This window comes from Yoonia sp. R78084 (assembly GCF_044595625.1).
Lineage (GTDB): Bacteria > Pseudomonadota > Alphaproteobacteria > Rhodobacterales > Rhodobacteraceae > Yoonia.
The window spans coordinates 1655085-1673075 of record NZ_CP138993.1 but is presented as its reverse complement, the minus strand read 5'-3'; the positions used below and the strand labels follow the sequence as shown (position 1 = coordinate 1673075).

Sequence of the window (17991 nt, the reverse complement as noted above, 5' to 3'; positions counted from 1 at the left end):
GTGTCATGTTTCAGGTATTTACCGGCTCTTGGGCTTTGTTCGTCGGCATGTTCATGTTGATGGTGGGCAATGGTCTGCAAGGCACGCTTCTGGGTCTGCGCGGCGAGGCAGAGGGGTTCAGCACCTTCGAACTCTCGATCGTCATGTCGGCCTATTTCTTGGGGTTCTTGTTCAGTTCGCGCTACACGCCCGAGCTGATCCGCCGTGTCGGACACGTGCGGGTGTTCGCAGCCCTCGGGTCGATGATTTCGGCGGTGCTTGTGGCCTATCCGGTGCTGATCGAGCCTTGGGCATGGACCATTGGCCGCGTGATCATCGGGTTCTGCTTTTGTGGCGTGTATATCACCGCTGAAAGCTGGCTGAATGATGCGTCCAGCAATGAAAACCGTGGCAAATCCCTGTCGCTCTACATGATCACGCAGATGGCGGGGATCGTGTTTGCCCAGTGGATTGTCAGCCAGGGGGATGTTTCGGGCTATGTCCTGTTCATCATCCCGTCCATTCTGGTGTCTCTGGCCTTTGCGCCTGTGCTTTTGTCGGTGCGCCCGATGCCTGCCTTTGCATCCACCAAACCGATGAAGCTGCGTGATTTGATCAACGCCTCGCCGCTGGCCTGTTTCGGGATGTTCATGCTGGGCGGCGTGTTTTCGGCGCAGTTCGGCATGTCGGCGGTGTACGGCAGCCGCGTGGGGCTGACAGTGTCCGAAATCTCGTTGTTTATTTCGGCCATTTATATTGCAGCACTTGTCTTGCAGTACCCGATCGGGTGGCTGTCTGACCGCATGGACCGGCGGGCCCTGATCGTGTGGATTTCCCTGTTCGGTGCGGCGGGATCAATGATCGCCTTCCTTGTGCCCGGCCACTATGTGCTGATCGTGATAAGCGGGGCCATTGTGGGCGGCATGTCGAACCCGCTCTATGCGCTGCTGATCGCCTATGCCAACGACTATCTCGAGAAAGAGGATATGGCGGCGGCCTCGGGCGGGTTGTTGTTCATTAACGGGGTGGGGGCCATTGCGGGCCCGCTGACTGTGGGCTTCATTATGGATAGCATCGGTGACAACGGGTTCTGGCTGTTTACAGCCGTCCTGATGGCGTCTGTCGGATTTTATGGCATCTACCGCGCAACACAGCGGAGCCGCGAACATCTTGAGACCGAGAGCGTGACTGTCCCCTATGCGCCGGTCTCCGCGGCTTCCACACCTGTTGCGGCCGAACTGGCGCAAGAGATGTATATCGAAGAGGTTGAACTCGAAGAAGAGGCGACACAAACGTGATCTTGCGGCACCAAGCCGACCTCTCATGTCATTTCGCAAGATGATGTGACCTTCTAAACACTTGTCAGGCACCAATTAGTCTGTTTGCAATGGGACAGGAGTGAGGATCATCAAGGAGCGGTGCCGTGGTAACCCCCCAAGAGGTGTTGGCGTTTTGGCTGGACGAATGTACGCCTGCCGACTGGTATAAGAGTGATCCTGCGTTTGACGCATTGATCCGGGACAGGTTTGGGGTGGCGTGGCAGGAAGCGACCGAAGGCGCTTACGGTCTTTGGCTCACATATCCATCGGGCGTCCTGGCCTATATCATTCTGACCGATCAGTTTCCGCGCAATATGTTCCGCGGGAAAGGCGAGGCCTTTGCCACGGACGGAATTGCGCGTGCGGCTGCCAAGATGGCGATTGATCGCGACTGGGATCTGAAGATTGACGAGCCTGCACGCCAGTTTTTCTATCTGCCCCTTATGCATTCGGAGAATCTGTCGGATCAGGATCGTGCCGTCCGCCTGATTCACACGCGGATGCCGGAGCATGGAGCGGGCAATCGTGATCATGCCTGCGCGCACCGCGCTGTGATCCGCGATTTTGGCCGGTTTCCCTATCGCAATGATGCCCTGGGGCGCAAAACAACGCCGGCCGAACAGGCGTTTCTGGATGAAGGCGGCTATGGTGCGGCCTATCGCGCGCAGCAGGAAGCTGCAAAATAGCGCCGTTGCGCCAACCGGTTGGCTGTTATGACCTAAGGTCACTGGAGGTCGTCCGGAAAATAGTTTAGTGTTCAACTAAATTTCGAATTGGAGGGCCACCCATGGCTGCACAGAACTTTGACCTGATTGTAATTGGTGCCGGACCGGGCGGCTATGTGGCGGCAATCCGTGCCTCGCAGCTTGGCATGAAGGTTGCCATTGTCGAGCGCGAGAACCTTGGCGGGATTTGTCTGAACTGGGGCTGTATTCCCACCAAGGCGATGCTCCGGTCATCGGAAGTCTTTCACCTGATGCACCGTGCCAAAGAATTCGGCCTCAAGGCGACCGGCGTTGATTATGATCTGGATGCGGTGGTCAAGCGCAGCCGCGCGGTTGCGGGGCAGTTGTCGGGCGGGATCGGTCATCTGATGAAGAAGAACAAAGTGACCGTCTTCATGGGTGAGGCCACGATCCCAGCCAAAGGCAAAGTCACCGTGAAGGGCGAAAAGGGCACGGATGAGCTGACAGCCAAGAACATCGTGCTGGCGACAGGCGCACGGGCACGCGAGTTGCCAGGCCTCGAGGCCGATGGTGATCTGGTCTGGACCTACCGCCATGCGCTCCAGCCCAAAAAGATGCCAAAGAAGCTTCTGGTGATCGGCTCGGGCGCGATCGGGATTGAATTTGCCAGCTTCTACAACACGCTGGGCGCTGACACGACTGTGGTCGAAGTCATGGACCGCGTGCTGCCTGTGGAAGACGCCGAGATCTCGGCCTTTGCCAAGAAGCAATTCGTCAAGCAGGGCATGAAGATCATGGAGAAATCAACGGTCAAGCAACTTGATCGTGGCAAAGGCAAAGTCACTGCCCATATCGAGACAGGTGGCAAGACCGAGAAAATGGAATTCGATACGGTCATTTCCGCTGTGGGGATTGTGGGCAATGTGGAAGGTCTGGGGCTGGAAGAACTGGGCGTGAAGATTGACCGCACCCATGTGATCACCGATGAGTTCTGCCGCACCGGTGTTGAAGGGCTTTATGCGATTGGTGATATCGCGGGCGCGCCATGGCTGGCGCATAAGGCCAGCCACGAAGGGGTGATGGTGGCCGACCTGATTGCGGGTAAACACGCGCATCCGGTCAAGCCGGAAAGCATCGCGGGCTGTACCTATTGCCATCCGCAGGTTGCGTCAGTCGGCTATACCGAGGCGAAGGCCAAAGAACTGGGCTATGACATCAAGGTCGGGCGGTTCCCGTTCATCGGCAACGGCAAGGCGATTGCCCTTGGTGAGCCGGAGGGCATGATCAAGACAGTGTTTGATGCCAAAACAGGTGAGTTGTTGGGCGCGCATATGGTGGGTGCCGAAGTGACCGAGCTGATTCAGGGCTATGTTGTGGGGCGTCAGCTCGAGACGACCGAGGAAGACCTGATGAACACCGTCTTCCCGCATCCGACGCTATCGGAGATGATGCATGAAAGCGTGCTGGATGCCTATGACCGTGTGATCCACATGTAAGGTGGATCGAGATCCACCTTACGCCATGCAAAACCCGCCCCTTGCTGAAAAGGGCGGGTTTTTTGGTGCCAGTAGAAAGCCTAGTTCGGCAGCATCGCAGCGAAACCTGTGTAGGCGCGCATGCCTGCATCGGCCATCATGGTTGCCTCACCGGTGGTCAGGTCGATGCTGTAAAGACCGGATGTATCCGCACCTTCGAGCATCAGAATGGCATAGGCCATGTTTTCGCCTTCGGCAGGCGAGACAATTTCAAAACCGCCCATGATCGACAGATCGGCAACTGCACCGTCAATCGTGATCGGAGCGACCGTGGTCAGAGTACCCGCGTTATTGGCAAGTGTGACCAACGCATTGGTTTCGGCATCCAGCGCGTATTGCGCGGTTTCTGATGCTGTCATGCCGTTGATGGCGTTGGTGTAGGCGTTGGCAAAGATCATGGCTGCACTGCCTTCGTTGGCATCACCGGCGGCATAGGCCAGATCGGTAAAACGCAGGACCGAGTTTGCGCGCGCGTCCATGTCACCAAAGCCCATGGGGAAATAGACAAGGTTCACCCCATCGGTCGTGACGGCGCGCACCGCGTCGATCTGGTTGTTAAAATCAAAGCCCATCGCCGCATCTGCACCGATCATCACCTCGGGGGCGACAGTGTTCTCCATGGCCGTGACTGCGCCGGTGACGGTGTCGATCCCGTAGACCATGCCGTCACGGGTGATTCCGATCACATCTCCGGTAACAGGGCGGTAGGCGATAGCGTCGACAGGGGTGGAGAGATCAACAGATGCGCCTGCCTCGACAAGGCCGGGAAACATCACAAGCGTGCGGCCGTCGTTCGTCAGGCCATAGCCCGAGGCAGGGCTTGCGTGGCCTGCGGCAAATGCGGGGGCAGCGAGGATTGTGAGAGCTGCTGCGGAAATCAGTGTCTTTTTCATGGTCGTTTTCCTTTCGGTTTGCGTCGGCTGCTGGGCCTGACTTGACATAAGGAATCCAATCTAACTCATTGAAAGTAAATAGATTAAACTTTATTGTGAAAGTGAAACTATCGGCTTCGCGCTTGCGTGTATCCTCGCTGTTTGTGCCTGATGGCGTGGCTGTTTTTTGCCAAGCTGCGTGAAGGCTGGTCTGTCCTTTGGCGAAGATTTCTGCAAAATGTTTCACGAATGTTCCCAAGACGGGCTGGCGGTTCGCTTCGGGACTGCTATCTGATGTCTGTAGGCTCTGGGGGTCGAGATGGCTGAACTGAAGAATATCGAAGTGCGCGGTGCGCGTGAGCATAACCTGAAGAACATCGACGTGGATATTCCGCGCGACCAGTTGGTCGTGATCACGGGCCTGTCGGGGTCTGGCAAATCGTCTTTGGCGTTCGACACGATCTATGCCGAAGGGCAGCGGCGCTATGTTGAGTCGCTTTCGGCCTATGCGCGCCAGTTTCTGGATATGATGGAAAAGCCGGATGTCGATCACATCAGCGGCCTGTCCCCCGCGATTTCGATCGAGCAGAAGACAACATCAAAGAACCCGCGCTCGACCGTCGGCACCATTACCGAGATTTACGACTACCTGCGCCTGCTTTTTGCCCGTGCCGGCACCCCTTACAGCCCCGCCACCGGCCTGCCGATCGAAGCACAACAGGTGCAGGATATGGTCGACCGCGTCATGGCGCTGGAAGAAGGGACGCGTGGCTATCTGCTCGCGCCGATCATTCGGGACCGCAAGGGCGAGTATCGCAAGGAGTTCCTGGATCTGCGCAAGCAGGGCTTTCAGCGCGTCAAAGTGGATGGGCAGTTCTACGAGCTGGATGAACCGCCGACGCTGGATAAGAAATTCCGCCACGATATTGATGTGGTTGTTGACCGGATTGTTGTGCGCGAAGGGCTTGAGACACGATTGGCCGACAGTTTCCGCACAGCACTGGATCTGGCGGATGGAATCGCAATTCTCGAAACCGCGCCCAAAGAGGGTGAACCCGAGCGTCTGACCTTTTCGGAGAATTTTGCCTGTCCTGTGTCCGGCTTCACCATCCCAGAAATCGAGCCACGGCTGTTTTCGTTCAATGCGCCCTTCGGGGCTTGCCCTTCTTGTGACGGTCTGGGCGTTGAGCTGTTTTTCGATGAACAACTTGTTGTGCCCGATGTGACCCTGAAAATTGCTGATGGCGCTCTGGCCCCGTGGCGCAAGGGCAAGAGCCCGTATTTCCTGCAAACTATCGAGTTGATCGCCAAACACTACGGCTTTAACAAAAACGCCCGCTGGAAAGATCTCGACCCGAAGATACAGCAGGTGTTCCTGTACGGTTCCGGCAAGGAAGAGATCAAGTTCCGTTACGATGAAGGCGGTCGCGTCTATCAGGTTGAACGCGCGTTCGAGGGCGTGATCCCGAATATGGAACGCCGCTATCGCGAGACGGACAGCAACTGGATCCGCGAAGAGTTCGAGAATTTCCAGAACAACCGCAATTGCGGCACTTGTGGCGGCTACCGTCTGCGCGAAGAGGCCTTGGCGGTCAAGATTGGCGGCTTGCACGTGGGGCAGGTCGTGAAGATGTCGATCAAAGAGGCCTATGACTGGTGTCAGGATGTGCCGTCGTCACTCAGCAAGCAGAAAAACGAAATTGCCGCTGCGATCCTGAAGGAAATCCGCGAGCGTTTGGGTTTCTTGAATAACGTTGGTCTTGAATATCTGACCCTGTCGCGCAATTCCGGCACGTTGTCGGGTGGTGAAAGCCAGCGCATCAGGCTGGCCAGCCAGATCGGCTCGGGCCTGCAAGGTGTGCTTTACGTGCTGGATGAGCCGTCAATCGGCCTGCACCAGCGCGACAACGACCGTTTGCTGACGACGTTGAAGAACCTGCGCGATCAGGGCAATACCGTGATCGTTGTGGAACATGACGAAGAGGCGATCCGCGAGGCGGATTACGTCTTTGATATTGGCCCCGGGGCAGGGGTGCATGGCGGTCAGGTCGTGGCCCAAGGGACGCCCGCCGAGATTATGGCGAATGAGGCGTCTGTGACCGGTCAGTACCTGATCGGGGCGCGTGAAATTGCGGTCCCTGCCAAACGCCGGAAGGGCAAGGGCAAGAAGCTGACGGTGGTCAAGGCCACCGGCAACAACCTGCAGAATGTGACCGTGGATTTCCCGCTGGGGCAGTTCGTCTGTGTCACCGGTGTCTCGGGCGGGGGGAAGTCGACCCTGACAATCGAGACGCTGTTCAAGAATGCGTCGATGAAGTTGAACGGTGCGCGCCAGACGCCGGGCCCGTGCGAGACGATCAAAGGGTTCGAGCATCTGGACAAGGTGATCGACATTGACCAGCGCCCCATCGGGCGCACGCCACGCTCGAACCCTGCCACCTATACGGGGGCCTTTACGCCTATCAGGGAATGGTTCGCCGGTATGCCCGAAGCGAAGGCGCGGGGGTACAAACCGGGGCGGTTCAGTTTCAACGTCAAAGGCGGGCGCTGTGAGGCCTGTCAGGGTGACGGTGTTATCAAGATCGAGATGCACTTCCTGCCGGATGTCTATGTGACCTGCGAAACCTGCAAGGGCGCGCGCTATAACCGCGAGACGCTGGAGATCAAGTTCAAGGGCATGTCGATTGCCGATGTGCTGGATATGACCGTTGAGGATGCGCAGACCTTCTTTACCGCCGTGCCGTCGATCCGTGAAAAGATGGATGCGCTGATGCGTGTGGGGCTGGGCTACATCAAGGTGGGCCAGCAAGCGACGACGCTGTCAGGCGGGGAAGCGCAGCGCGTGAAGCTGTCCAAGGAACTGGCGCGGCGGTCGACGGGGCGCACGCTCTATATTCTGGACGAACCGACAACTGGTCTGCATTTCGAAGATGTGCGCAAGCTGTTGGAAGTGCTGCACGAATTGGTCGATCAGGGCAACTCGGTGATTGTGATCGAACACAACCTCGATGTGGTGAAAACCGCTGACCATATCATCGACATCGGACCCGAGGGTGGTGATGGCGGTGGTCAGGTTGTTGCCACGGGAACGCCCGAGGAAGTGGCAGAGGTGCCCGAAAGTCATACGGGCCGATATCTCAAAGAGATGCTCTCGGCCCGTAAAGTTGCTGCTGAGTGATCAGTCGTAATTGTAACTGAAGGTAAAGACCTCACCGTCGCTGGTGGTGACTGTGCGGGCATAGATCTCTGGCACGGGGCCGTCATCGACAAGCCCTGCAACAGTGACTTCAGCACCTACGGAAACCGGAACGAGGTTAGGTCCAAGATAAACCTCGATCTCGCCGCTTGGGTCGCGCAGGATGAAGGTGTCCTCGTCCGCGATACGGTCGACCACGCCGGTGATCGTCACTTGCGTGTCAGGCTGCAGGTCTGCAATTGTCAGTTCGGCAAGCGCAAATGAGGGCGATGCCAGCAGAAGGGCGGTAACAATAGCTTTTGTTTTCATGGCTTAATCCAGTGCCACGCCAAGCAGAATAACTGCCACCGCAGCGGCAAGGGCAAATACCCAACCGGGTGCGCTGACGGTGATGTCTTTCTTCAACCAGTGGGACACTGACGAAGCGTTAAGGGTGGTTATCTTGTTGTCTTGCACGGTAATCTCCTTTTTCCTGACTGAATGTGTCGGAAATCGGAGGCGCCCAGATCATTTTCAAGATGACTCACTTTTTTGTCAGTGGCACTGCGCCGCTGACTAGCGGATTCCCGCCTATCACGGTGTTTGTCGGCTATGCGGTCACAGCCGACCCTAGCTGCGCTTGCGCGTTTCAAATCGCGGCAGCATGGCGGAGAAGTCCTTGCCCCGCCCGTCCTCATCATCCACAAAATGTGCATAGAGATCGCGTGCGGCCAGCCCCATTGGTGTATCGGCATCGACGGCCTCGGCTGCCATCTGGCTCAGGTTCAGATCTTTGAGCATCAGTTCGGCAGCAAAGCCCGGTTTGTATCCGTTGTCTGCGGGGCTCTGCGGGCCAATCCCCGGGGCGGGGCAATAGGCATTCACGCTCCATGATGCTCCGGATGACGTGCTGACCACATCGAACATTGCCTGCCGGTCCAGCCCCAGTTTGTCGGCCAGCGCGAAAGCTTCGCAGGTGGCGATCATCGTGACGCCAAGGATCATGTTGTTGCAGATCTTGGCCGCCTGGCCGTTTCCTGACGGCCCGCAGTGCACCGCCTTCTGCCCCATGATCGCAAAGAGCGGTTCGACAGTGGCGAAGGCTGCGGCAGGGCCGCCCGCCATGAAGGTGAGCGTGCCGTTGACGGCCCCGCCGATGCCGCCTGACACGGGAGCGTCGATGGCAGAAAGGCCTGCGGCCTCGGCCTCTGCGGCTACGGCGCGCGCGCTTTCAACATCGACGGTCGAGCAGTCAAGGTGGATAGCCCCTGCCTTCATGGCGGGGTGAATTTCGGCTGCGACTGCACGCAGGATATCGCCGTTGGGCAGCATGGTGATGACGACGTCGGCGTCTTTTGCAGCCGCTGCGGCGCTTTGCGCAAGGGTCAGGCCGGCGGGTGCAGCGATGGTATCAAAGCCCACCACCTCATGCGATTTGGCGAGGTTTGCAGCCATGGGCGCGCCCATGTTGCCCAGTCCGATGAAACCGATTTTCATGTTGTTTCCTTCCATTGCAAGGCGTTTGGCCCGAGGTCTTGGGTCATTGCGGCGACGTCTTCATCTTTTACAGCCTCCCAACTGGCGTGCTGCCATTTCGGGCTGCGGTCACGGTCAATGATGGCCGCGCGGATGCCTTCGATAAAGTCCCCCTGTGCCACACAGCGATAAGTGTAGCGGAATTCGCGCTCCAAAGCCTCTTCGATGCCGGGGGTGCGGCGGGCGGCCTGTATGATCCTGACCGCGACAGCCATGCCCAACGGGGCGTTCCGGTCCATCAGCTTGCGCGCGTGGGTGATGGCAGGGCCGTCCGGCGTGGCCGCCATGGCTCGGTAGATGTCGGAAAGTGCAGCACCGCCAAAGCAGCTGTCGATTTCGGCTTGCCATGTGGCCAGCCGTGCGGGCGGCGTGGGTGCTGATGCGGCTTCGACCAAGGACGCGTCGCCCGTGCTGATCAGCGTCTCTTTCAGGTCCGCCCAACCCTCTTGCGGGATAAACTGGTCGGCGAAACCGGCGTAGAGCGCATCGCCGGTGTCCATACGGTCCCCGCTGAGCCCGAGGAATTCACCGCAATGCCCGGGTGCTTGTGCGAGGAGGAGTGAGCCGCCCACATCGGGGACAAGACCGATGCTGCACTCGGGCATGGCGATCTGGCTGTTTTCGCAGACGATACGGTGGGACGCATGACAGCCGACACCAACCCCGCCGCCCATGGTAAAGCCGTGCAGGAAGCTGACGACGGGCTTGGGATAGCGTCGGATCTTGGCATTGAGGCGATATTCGTCACGCCAAAAGCGGCGGCCATAGTCGAGATCGCCCTTTTGGCCAGAGGCGTACATTTCCGCAATGTCGCCGCCGGAACAAAAGGCGCGGTCGCCTGCGCCGTCGATGAGGATCAGGGCGACCTCGGGATCGGACCGCCATGCATCCAGTGCTGCCTCGATTGCCAGACACATATCCCATGTCAGCGCATTCAGTGCTTTGGGACGGTTCAGCGTGATGAGGCCTGCTTTGCCGGATTTGCGGATGATGATGTCAGTCACTTCGGTGGGCCCTTGTGAGGTTCCGGATCGGGGTCCGGGACGGCGTGAGTTACTGGATCATATGGCGCGCGGTGATCAGGCGCATGATTTCGTTGGTGCCTTCCAAAATCTGATGCACGCGCAGATCACGCACGATCTTTTCGACCCCGTAGTCAGCCAGATAGCCGTAGCCGCCATGCAATTGCAGGCACTGGTCGGCCACATTGCTACCTGTTTCGGTGCAGAGCTTCTTGGCCATGGCGCAGAATTTCGTGGCGTCCGGTGCGCCTGTGTCAAGCTTCCATGCCGCTTGGCGCAGGAAAGTGCGGGCCGATTGCAGGGCGATTTCCATATCGGCAAGCCGGAATTGTAGCCCCTGAAACTGGTCGATGGATTTGCCGAAGGCGCGGCGTTCGGCCATGTAGGCCACGGTTTGATCAAGGGCGGCTTGGGCGGCACCGATCGAACAAGCCGCGATATTCAGACGCCCGCCATCAAGGCCGGCCATGGCGTATTTGAAGCCTTGGCCTTCTTCGCCCAGCAGGTTCTCGGCAGGGGCAGGGCAGCTGTCCATCTGCACCTGCCGCGTGGGTTGCGAACGCCAGCCCATTTTATCCTCAAGCCCGCCGAAAGACAGACCAGCCGCACCATCCTCGACCACGATGGCGCTGATCCCTTTGGGGCCATCATCGCTTGTGCGCGCCATCACGATATAAGCGTCGGAATAGCCGCCACCCGAGATGAACGCTTTGGTGCCGGTCAGAAGATAGCCGGAATTGTCGCGTGCTGCTTTGGTCTTGAGTGCCGCCGCGTCCGAGCCTGACCCGGGTTCAGTGAGGCAGTAGGACAGGATCGTTTCCATGCTGAGCGCCTTTGGCAGCATGCGGTCCTTTAGCGCGTCGGTGCCATAGGCGTCAATCATGCGCGCGCACATGTTGTGGATCGACAGGAAGGCCGCGACAGAGGCGCAGGACTGCGACAGCGCCTCGAAGACCAATGTCGCATCAAGCCGCGACAGACCGGTGCCGCCGCGCTCTTCGGACACATAGAGCCCGCCGAAACCGAGTTCCGCAAGCTTGGGCCAGAGTGCTTTGGGGATGGTGCCTTCGGCCTCCCATGTGCGGGCATGGGGCGCGATATGTTCGGCACCGAAATCGCGGGCCATGTCGAAAATGGCAGACTGTTCTTCGGTCAGAGCGAAATCCATCTTTGCCTCCCGTCAAGGAATTGAACGCTTGTTCATATCTTGCGCGGAACAGATGTAGTTGGCAAGTCCTAGCTGAGGCGGACGGCTTGAAGGCGTGCAGATAATGACGTCATCCGTCTGCGCCGGTTGACCTACCCGAAAAGCCTTCACTGAAGAACCCGAACGTCGCAAGCGCCATCCCGTTCAAGCTGCTCGGGGGCATCGCCACGCGCCAAAGTCTTCACCATGTTGACAGCTTCGAGACCCCGGACCCTGTTGCGAGTCCGCGTTTGAGAAAGATCAAAACCCGTTGATGCCGGGTGAAGTAGTTCCTTTCGCAAGATACACCTATCAAAGAGGAGTACGGATATGGTTGAGAAATCCCACACCAGCGGCTTTTGGCCATCACTCTACGATCCATTTCGCCAACTGGGTGAACGTGTCTCGGAATGGCTGGCGCCCGCGTCCGAAGCTTCAGGAGATGATGATGCGTACCGCATTGCTGTCGAGCTGCCCGGCGTGGAAGAAAAGGACATCAACCTCAGTGTCGAGGACGGTGTCGTTCTGCTGAAGGGCGAAAAGCGCACCGAGCGCGAAGACAAGGGGGATACATGGTACTTTTCGGAGCGGCACTATGGCGCCTTCAGTCGTTCGTTTCGTCTGCCCCCTGACGCCCGCGGCGAAGATGTGGATGCCCAGCTCAAGGACGGTGTGTTGACCATCACCATTCCGAAGACGGCCCCGAAGCAACGGGAAGCCGCGAAGGTCGAGATCCGCAAGGGCTAATGCGAGAAGGAACTGCCGGAGCGGCATTTGAAAGGGCAATCGGCCTGACCAAGTGCTGCGTTGTTGCGCGCCGCTGTAGTGCGGGCAGCGTCTGTCTATGCGCAAAACGCCTGCACCTGGCGCTGGCCGGGCAAAGCAGCCGGCAGCAACCAAAAAGGCCCACCGTTTCCGGTGGGCCTTTGATGTTTTAGTCCATCAAGGGGATCGAGAACTCGCCGCCTTCTTTTATGCCCGATGGCCAGCGCGATGTGATCGTCTTGGTCCGTGTGTAGAACTTGAAAGCATCGGGGCCGTGCTGGTTGAGGTCGCCGAACATGGATTTCTTCCAGCCGCCGAAGGTGTGGTAGGCCAGCGGTACGGGGATCGGTACGTTCACACCGACCATGCCAATGTTGATGCGGTTGGCGAAATCGCGGGCGGTGTCACCGTCGCGGGTGAAGATCGCGGTGCCGTTGCCATATTCGTGGTCCATGGCAAGGCCGATGGCCTCTTCATAGGTTTTGGCGCGGATGGTCGACAGGACGGGGCCGAAGATTTCGGTCTTGTAGATGTCCATGTCCTTGGTGACGTTGTCAAAGAGGTGCGGGCCGACAAAGAAGCCGTCCTCGTATCCTTGCAGTTTGAAGTTACGGCCATCAACGACCAGTTTCGCGCCTTGGTCGATGCCGGTTTGCACCAGACGTTCGATGTTGGCCTTGGCGGCAGCAGTGACAACGGGGCCATAGTCCACGTCATTGCCTGCAGTATAGGGGCCGACCTTCAGCGCCTCGACTTTGGGGACGAGCTTCTCGAGCAGACGGTCAGCGGTCTCATCACCCACGGCCACAGCCACCGAAATCGCCATGCAGCGTTCGCCAGCAGCACCGTAGCCTGCGCCGACCAGCGCATCGGCGGCCTGATCCATGTCGGCGTCGGGCATAATGATCATGTGGTTCTTGGCACCACCAAAGCACTGCACGCGTTTGCCCTGCGCACAGCCTGTCCCGTAGATGTATTCCGCAATCGGCGTTGAACCCACGAAACCGACCGACTGGATCGTGTCGTCGTAAAGGATCGCGTCGACCGCTTCCTTGTCGCCGTTGACGACCTGCAGGATGCCTTTTGGCAGCCCTGCTTCTTCCATCAGTTCGGCCAGCATCAGCGGCACGGACGGGTCACGCTCGGAGGGTTTGAGGATAAAGGCGTTGCCGCAGGCGATGGCGGGGGCGAACATCCACATCGGGATCATGGCGGGGAAGTTGAAGGGCGTGATGCCGGCGGTGACACCCAAAGGCTGTTTCATCGAATACATGTCGATGCCGGGGCCTGCGCTGTCGGTGAATTCACCTTTCAGAAGCTGTGGCGCACCGATGCAGTATTCCACGACCTCAAGCCCACGGATCACGTCGCCTTTGGCGTCTGGCAGGGTTTTGCCGTGCTCGCGGCTGAGTGCCTCGGCCAGTTTGTCCATATCGCGGTTCAGAAGACCCACAAAGGCCATCATCACGCGGGCGCGGCGCTGGGGGTTCACTTTGGCCCATGCCGGTTGGGCTTTCGCCGCGATTTCAACGGCTTTCGCCATTTCGGCGGCGTTTGCGAGCGGCACTTTGGCCTGCACTTCGCCGGTGGCGGGGTTGAAGACGTCGGCAAAACGGCCGGACGTCCCTTTGACGTGTTCGCCGTTGATGTAGTGGGTCAACTCTTGCATGGGATCCTCCAAATGTTGGTTTGGTGCGATTATATCCTTGCGTTTTTCCGCGTAAAAGAACCAATATTCCAAAATCATTTTGCAAAAATGCAAGGGTGCTATGGAAAACTGGGATGATATGCGGGTGTTTCTGGCCGTCGCGCGGGCCGAGGGCCTGTCGGCGGCCGCACCTGTGCTGAAAATGGACCCCTCGACCTTGGGCCGCCGGATTGCGCGGCTTGAGCGCAATCTGGGTGCCGCGCTTTTTGTGAAATCTCCGCAGGGTTATGCGTTGACCGATCTGGGTGAACGGATGAAGGAACGCGCGGCCGAGGCCGAGGTGCATCTTGCACGGATTGCCGATGAGGGGCAGGGCGAACGTGCGGGGCTGACGGGGCAAATCCGGATCGGGGCGCCGGACGGGGCGGCGAATTACCTTTTGCCGCAGGTTTGCGCGGCTATTCAGGCAAGGAACCCTGATCTTGAGGTGCAAATTCTGGCGCTGCCTCGTGTCGTCAACCTGTCACGGCGCGAGGCAGATATGGCGATTACCGTCAGCCCGCCCGCCGCAGGGCGGCTGACAGTGCAGAAGATCACGGACTATCAGCTGCATCTTGCGATGCGTTCGGATGCGCCCCCTTTGCAGAGTCTGGCCGATCTGAAGGGGCGGCGGATCGTGGGTTATATTCCGGATATGATTTTCGACAAAGAGCTGGATTACCTCAGCGCGATTGATGTGGCTGGCGTGCAGATGGCGTCGAATTCCGTGGCGGTGCAGTTACAGATGATCCGGCAGGCGGGTGTCGGGATCGTGCATGATTTCGCGCTGCCCTTTGCGCCCGAGGTGCAGATGGTGTTGCCTGACCAAGTGGCGCTGACGCGGTCATTCTATCTGGTGCGGCATACCTCGGACCGGCGGCTTGACCGTTTGACGCGGTTTGCGCAGGCGCTGCGGGCGGGAATACAGGACGAAGTTGTGCGGCTCGAACGCACAGCACGCTTGACAGCTAGCCCCCCCGTTTGACACGCTGAAATTCCGGAGGAGAACCAAGGAGTTCCACCCATGTTAGTTTCCCAAATGTTGAAGTCGAAACCTGAGGTTGGTGTGATTTCGGTGACGCCCTCATCATCTGTGGCTGATGCGGCCAAGCTCTTGTCAGAGCACCGTATCGGTACCGTTGTCGTGTCTTCTGATGGTGCGGCTCTGGATGGCATCCTGTCCGAACGTGACATTGTGCGTGAATTGGGCAAACGGGGGGCGGCCTGTTTGAGTGATCCTGTCAGTGCGCTGATGACGGCAAAGCTGACCACCTGTACCCCGACGGATTCGGCGCTGGAGGTGCTGGAAATGATGACCGCCGGGCGGTTCCGCCACCTGCCGGTCATGGATGGGGGCCGTATGGTGGGCCTGATTTCTATCGGGGACGCTGTAAAGGGCCGCTTGTCGCAACTCGCGATGGAAAAAGAGTCGCTCGAAGGCATGATCATGGGCCACTAAGGCCCGCCTTGCATTCTGCTGCGCAATAATGTTGCTTGGCAAAAATTCAGAACACCAAGAGGTTTGCCATGCGCGTAGGACTTTATCCCGGTACCTTTGATCCGGTCACGCATGGACATCTTGATATCATCCGCCGTGCTGCCACGCTGGTGGATCGGCTTGTCATCGGTGTGGCGATCAACCGAGACAAAGGCCCGTTGTTCACCTTGGAGGAACGGGTCGAGATGATCGAGGCCGAGGTGAAGCTGCTTTCTGCAAAGAGCGGATGTGAAATCGTGGCCCATCCGTTTGAAAACCTGCTGATTGACTGTGCCCGCGACGTGGGGGCCTCGATGATTATTCGCGGTTTGCGTGCGGTGGCGGATTTTGAGTATGAATATCAGATGGTTGGTATGAACCGTGTGCTGGATAATTCAATCGAGACCGTGTTTCTGATGGCCGAGGCCCAGCATCAGGCGATTGCGTCCAAGCTGGTGAAAGAGATCGCGCGTCTTGGGGGGGATGTGTCTAAATTCGTGACACCCGCCGTCAACACCGCGTTGAAAGAGCGGTTCGGCGGTTGAGCTGGCTCTGGATGCTGGTTGGCACCTATCTGCTTTATGCTGCCGTGATGGTGGTTGCCCATCCCCGCATCATCTATCCTTTTGGTGCTGACGCCTTTGAGAACCCTGCGTTTCGTCAAGAGACGGTATCAGACCGTGATGTTTCTGTCGCGATCTCTGAGGGCCAAGATGACATGGCGGTGTTGTTCTTTATGGGGAACGGCGGGTCGCTGGCTTATTTCACCTATTCGCTGGATGCACATCAGGATGCGGGCAGGACCGTTGCGGCGCTGGAATACAGGGGCGGGGCCGGTATCGCGGGGCGCCCGTCCGAGCAGGGCCTCAAGGCCGATGCGCTGGCCGCCTATGATTGGCTCGCCGCACAGCACGACGGGCCGATTGCGGTGCACGGGTTTTCGCTGGGCACCGGGCTAGCCATTCATGTGGCGGCACGACGGGATGTGGCGGCGGTGTTGCTTGATGCGCCCTATCCCACGCTTTGTACATTGATGACCAAAGGGTCCTATCTGCCAGCCTGCTTTCTGCCTTTCGTGCAGAAGTGGCGGTCGCTGGACGATGTGCCTGCTCTGAATGCACCGGTTCTGATCCAGCACGGCACGGCCGATCAACTGATCCCCATCGGCTATGGTGCGCAACTGGCGAACGCGATGGATGTGGCGGGCCTGTCTGTCACCTTCCATGAGGTCGCAGGTGCCACCCATAACAATCTGGCCGGACAGGCGGGGTATCGGGACAGGATCAATGCTTTCCTGAACGGGCTGCCCAAAAACTAAAGCCGCACCCGAAGGCGCGGCCGGTCTTCTGTCCGTGATCGTAAGCGTTTAGCCGTAGATGCGTTTGGCTGCGATTTTCGCGGCGTCCTCACGGAACATGCCAAGGTCGATGGCTGTTTCCAGTGGCATTGAGGCCAGTTCATGCTTTAGGCGGCTATAGGCCACGCGTTTCTGGACGGCGGTGCGAACTATGTTCAATACGGTCATATGCGTGCTCCTTTGTGTGCGTTTTGCTTCATTCCGTGCACTACAGATAGCAATGCTGCAGCGCAGAACAACTGACAGTTAGCGCTAGCGGTTATGCATCTTTTGCATGGCGGTTTTTGCAAGTTGCACAAAAAAAAGCCGATCCAGGGGACCGGCTTTTTCACGTCTAAGGTGGCTGGATTAGATCAGCTTGCCCATCGCAACGGCTGTATCCGACATGCGGTTCGAGAAGCCCCATTCGTTGTCGTACCACGTCAGGATCCGCACCATGTTACCGTCCAGCACTTTGGTTTGATCCAGATGGAAAATCGAGGAATGGGGGTCGTGGTTGAAGTCCGAGCTGACCATCGGCAGGTCGGTATAGCCGAGGATTCCCTTCAACGGGCCATCGGCGGCGGCGATGATGGCGGCGTTCACCTCTTCGACGGTCGTGGCGCGGCTGGCCTCGAATGTCAGGTCCACGACCGACACATTGGGTGTTGGCACACGGATCGCCACACCGTCAAGTTTGCCGTTCAGTTCCGGCAGCACAAGGCCCACGGCTTTGGCCGCACCGGTCGAGGTGGGGATCATCGACAGGGCGGCGGCACGGGCGCGGTAAAGGTCTTTGTGCATCGTATCCAGCGTCGGCTGGTCGCCGGTGTAGCTGTGAATTGTAGTCATGAAACCTTTGGTGATGCCGATCGCATCGTTCAGCACTTTGGCCACGGGCGACAGACAATTCGTGGTGCAGGATGCGTTCGAGACGATGATATCGTCAGCCGTCAGCATCCCGTCATTCACGCCGTAAACGATTGTTTTGTCGGCATCCTTGCCGGGGGCCGAGATCAGAACACGGCTTGATCCGTTATCAAGATGCGCCTGGCAGGCCTCTTTGCTGGTGAAGATGCCGGTGCATTCCATCACAACATCCACGTTCGACCAAGGCAAGTCTGCGGGATTGCGGATGGCAGTCACCTCAATCGGTCCGCGGCCCACGTCGATGGTGGTTTCGGTTGTCGTCACCGTGGCGGGGAAGCGCCCGTGCACGCTGTCAAAGCGAAGCAGGTGTGCGTTGGTTTCGACCGGTCCCAGATCGTTGATCGCGACAACCTCGATATCGGTGCGCCCGCTTTCGACGATTGCCCGCAGGACGTTGCGGCCGATGCGGCCAAATCCGTTAATTGCTACTTTGACGGCCATGGTACTCTCCTCAGGGTCAATGTTGGCGCTAACATTGCGATTTAT

At 58.5% G+C, this 17991-nt stretch carries 17 protein-coding genes; 9 read left to right on the top strand and 8 right to left on the bottom strand.

Annotated features, from left to right (window positions below; translation table 11 throughout):
* The first annotated feature begins 5 nt into the window (after nt 1–5).
* The 3 genes from SJY29_RS08565 (at nt 6) to lpdA (ending at nt 3480) form a co-directional block, all read left to right on the top strand.
* Nucleotides 6–1277: an MFS transporter gene (locus SJY29_RS08565; RefSeq protein ID WP_110279071.1), complete on the top strand. Its 1272-nt coding sequence runs from the start codon at nt 6–8 to the stop codon at nt 1275–1277.
* Nucleotides 1278–1402: 125 nt separating this feature from the next.
* Nucleotides 1403–1984, top strand: a complete 582-nt coding sequence (locus SJY29_RS08560; protein ID WP_110279070.1) for a DUF924 family protein — start codon at nt 1403–1405, stop codon at nt 1982–1984.
* Between the two features lie 101 nt (nt 1985–2085).
* The gene (lpdA, locus tag SJY29_RS08555) at nt 2086–3480 is read left to right on the top strand and encodes a dihydrolipoyl dehydrogenase (RefSeq protein WP_400088747.1); all 1395 of its coding nucleotides are present in this window, start codon (nt 2086–2088) and stop codon (nt 3478–3480) included.
* Between the two features lie 80 nt (nt 3481–3560).
* On the opposite strand, the gene SJY29_RS08550 is transcribed toward lpdA, so the two are convergent.
* Entirely contained in the window at nt 3561–4412 is an 852-nt protein-coding gene (locus SJY29_RS08550; RefSeq protein WP_400088745.1) for a DUF4394 domain-containing protein, read from the bottom strand.
* A gap of 298 nt (nt 4413–4710) precedes the next feature.
* On the opposite strand from SJY29_RS08550, the gene uvrA reads away from it, so the two are divergent.
* A complete protein-coding gene (gene uvrA, locus SJY29_RS08545) occupies nt 4711–7569 on the top strand; it encodes an excinuclease ABC subunit UvrA (RefSeq protein ID WP_400088743.1) in 2859 nt (952 codons plus the stop codon).
* Here uvrA and SJY29_RS08540 read toward each other — a convergent pair whose 3' ends face one another.
* The 4 genes from SJY29_RS08540 to SJY29_RS08525 all read right to left on the bottom strand — a co-directional run bounded on the left by SJY29_RS08540 (nt 7570) and on the right by SJY29_RS08525 (nt 11292).
* Nucleotides 7570–7896: a hypothetical protein gene (locus SJY29_RS08540; RefSeq protein ID WP_400088741.1), complete on the bottom strand. Its 327-nt coding sequence runs from the start codon at nt 7894–7896 to the stop codon at nt 7570–7572.
* A 300-nt stretch (nt 7897–8196) separates the two neighbouring features.
* Nucleotides 8197–9063 carry a 3-hydroxyisobutyrate dehydrogenase gene (mmsB, locus tag SJY29_RS08535; RefSeq protein ID WP_400088739.1) on the bottom strand — a complete coding sequence of 289 codons (867 nt, stop codon included), beginning with the start codon at nt 9061–9063 and terminating at the stop codon, nt 8197–8199.
* Complete coding sequence (locus SJY29_RS08530) at nt 9060–10106, bottom strand: enoyl-CoA hydratase/isomerase family protein (RefSeq protein ID WP_400088737.1); 1047 nt, start codon at nt 10104–10106, stop codon at nt 9060–9062. The genes mmsB and SJY29_RS08530 overlap by 4 nt, the downstream gene beginning before the upstream one ends.
* A gap of 49 nt (nt 10107–10155) precedes the next feature.
* The gene (locus SJY29_RS08525; protein ID WP_400088735.1) at nt 10156–11292 is read right to left on the bottom strand and encodes an acyl-CoA dehydrogenase family protein; all 1137 of its coding nucleotides are present in this window, start codon (nt 11290–11292) and stop codon (nt 10156–10158) included.
* 348 nt (nt 11293–11640) lie between these two features.
* On the opposite strand from SJY29_RS08525, the gene SJY29_RS08520 reads away from it, so the two are divergent.
* On the top strand, nt 11641–12057 hold the full coding sequence (locus SJY29_RS08520; RefSeq protein ID WP_110279062.1) for an Hsp20/alpha crystallin family protein: 417 nt from the start codon (nt 11641–11643) through the stop codon (nt 12055–12057).
* Between the two features lie 187 nt (nt 12058–12244).
* Here the strand turns inward: SJY29_RS08520 and SJY29_RS08515 are convergent, their stop codons facing one another.
* Nucleotides 12245–13744, bottom strand: a complete 1500-nt coding sequence (locus SJY29_RS08515) for a CoA-acylating methylmalonate-semialdehyde dehydrogenase (protein ID WP_110279061.1) — start codon at nt 13742–13744, stop codon at nt 12245–12247.
* Nucleotides 13745–13844: 100 nt separating this feature from the next.
* Between SJY29_RS08515 and SJY29_RS08510 the strand changes: the two genes are divergently transcribed.
* From SJY29_RS08510 to SJY29_RS08495, 4 genes are all read left to right on the top strand, one after another.
* Nucleotides 13845–14747 (top strand): LysR family transcriptional regulator, encoded by a 903-nt coding sequence (locus SJY29_RS08510; protein WP_400088732.1) that lies wholly within the window; start codon nt 13845–13847, stop codon nt 14745–14747.
* A gap of 39 nt (nt 14748–14786) precedes the next feature.
* Nucleotides 14787–15221: a CBS domain-containing protein gene (locus SJY29_RS08505; protein WP_400088730.1), complete on the top strand. Its 435-nt coding sequence runs from the start codon at nt 14787–14789 to the stop codon at nt 15219–15221.
* A gap of 68 nt (nt 15222–15289) precedes the next feature.
* Nucleotides 15290–15784 carry a pantetheine-phosphate adenylyltransferase gene (gene coaD / locus SJY29_RS08500; protein WP_400088728.1) on the top strand — a complete coding sequence of 165 codons (495 nt, stop codon included), beginning with the start codon at nt 15290–15292 and terminating at the stop codon, nt 15782–15784.
* The gene (locus SJY29_RS08495; protein ID WP_400088726.1) at nt 15781–16557 is read left to right on the top strand and encodes an alpha/beta hydrolase; all 777 of its coding nucleotides are present in this window, start codon (nt 15781–15783) and stop codon (nt 16555–16557) included. The genes coaD and SJY29_RS08495 overlap by 4 nt, the downstream gene beginning before the upstream one ends.
* 48 nt (nt 16558–16605) lie before the next feature.
* Here SJY29_RS08495 and SJY29_RS08490 read toward each other — a convergent pair whose 3' ends face one another.
* Nucleotides 16606–16764, bottom strand: coding sequence for a hypothetical protein (locus SJY29_RS08490; protein ID WP_400088724.1), 159 nt, complete (start codon nt 16762–16764; stop codon nt 16606–16608).
* 180 nt (nt 16765–16944) lie between these two features.
* Entirely contained in the window at nt 16945–17946 is a 1002-nt protein-coding gene (gene gap / locus SJY29_RS08485) for a type I glyceraldehyde-3-phosphate dehydrogenase (RefSeq protein ID WP_110279056.1), read from the bottom strand.
* Between the last annotated feature and the right edge of the window lie 45 nt (nt 17947–17991).

Coding starts and splice junctions, on each gene's coding strand:
- SJY29_RS08510 (WP_400088732.1), top strand. CDS start 13,845: ATGGAAAACTGGGATGATATGCGGGTGTTTCTGGCCGTCGCGCGGGCC.
- mmsB (WP_400088739.1), bottom strand. CDS start 9,063: ATGAAAATCGGTTTCATCGGACTGGGCAACATGGGCGCGCCCATGGCT.
- gap (WP_110279056.1), bottom strand. CDS start 17,946: ATGGCCGTCAAAGTAGCAATTAACGGATTTGGCCGCATCGGCCGCAAC.
- SJY29_RS08565 (WP_110279071.1), top strand. CDS start 6: ATGTTTCAGGTATTTACCGGCTCTTGGGCTTTGTTCGTCGGCATGTTC.
- SJY29_RS08515 (WP_110279061.1), bottom strand. CDS start 13,744: ATGCAAGAGTTGACCCACTACATCAACGGCGAACACGTCAAAGGGACG.
- SJY29_RS08490 (WP_400088724.1), bottom strand. CDS start 16,764: ATGACCGTATTGAACATAGTTCGCACCGCCGTCCAGAAACGCGTGGCC.
- coaD (WP_400088728.1), top strand. CDS start 15,290: ATGCGCGTAGGACTTTATCCCGGTACCTTTGATCCGGTCACGCATGGA.
- SJY29_RS08540 (WP_400088741.1), bottom strand. CDS start 7,896: ATGAAAACAAAAGCTATTGTTACCGCCCTTCTGCTGGCATCGCCCTCA.
- SJY29_RS08505 (WP_400088730.1), top strand. CDS start 14,787: ATGTTAGTTTCCCAAATGTTGAAGTCGAAACCTGAGGTTGGTGTGATT.
- SJY29_RS08520 (WP_110279062.1), top strand. CDS start 11,641: ATGGTTGAGAAATCCCACACCAGCGGCTTTTGGCCATCACTCTACGAT.
- SJY29_RS08550 (WP_400088745.1), bottom strand. CDS start 4,412: ATGAAAAAGACACTGATTTCCGCAGCAGCTCTCACAATCCTCGCTGCC.
- SJY29_RS08525 (WP_400088735.1), bottom strand. CDS start 11,292: ATGGATTTCGCTCTGACCGAAGAACAGTCTGCCATTTTCGACATGGCC.
- lpdA (WP_400088747.1), top strand. CDS start 2,086: ATGGCTGCACAGAACTTTGACCTGATTGTAATTGGTGCCGGACCGGGC.
- uvrA (WP_400088743.1), top strand. CDS start 4,711: ATGGCTGAACTGAAGAATATCGAAGTGCGCGGTGCGCGTGAGCATAAC.